The following is a 423-nucleotide window of genomic DNA, read 5'->3' on the forward strand; positions in this document are numbered from 1 at the left end:
ACCCATTCCTGGGTCCTTTGATTATCTTCAATAAGTAGAATCTTCATGAAAATAATATGCCATAAATCATATGTTATAGAAACAACCTGGTTCATTACAAAATTGTAATGCTGCTGTAAGGTTACCCTGGACGTTTTTTCGCTATCCTCAAAACTCATTCACATGACAAGGATATAAACATGTTAAAGCGTTATTTAGTACTCTCGGTAGCAACGGCAGCATTTTCATTACCTTCTTTGGTTTATGCCGCACAACAAAACATTCTTAGCGTGCACATTTTGAACCAGCAAACAGGAAAACCCGCTGCCGACGTGACAGTCACTCTTGAAAAGAAAGCGGATAACGGCTGGTTACAACTTAATACCGCCAAAACAGATAAGGATGGACGAATTAAGGCACTGTGGCCCGAGCAAACTGCGACTA

The 423-nt window shown here is 40.2% G+C and carries 1 protein-coding gene; it reads left to right on the top strand.

Annotation, left to right across the window (positions count from 1 at the left end; genetic code table 11):
• Positions 1-179: 179 nt before the first annotated feature.
• Positions 180-423, top strand: a 244-nt coding sequence (locus tag GV819_RS32685) for a hydroxyisourate hydrolase (protein WP_178126160.1), incomplete at its 3' end; no start/stop codon positions are given.

This window comes from Pseudomonas sp. Fl5BN2 (assembly GCF_009908205.1).
In the GTDB taxonomy this organism is placed as follows: Bacteria; Pseudomonadota; Gammaproteobacteria; order Pseudomonadales; family Pseudomonadaceae; genus Aquipseudomonas.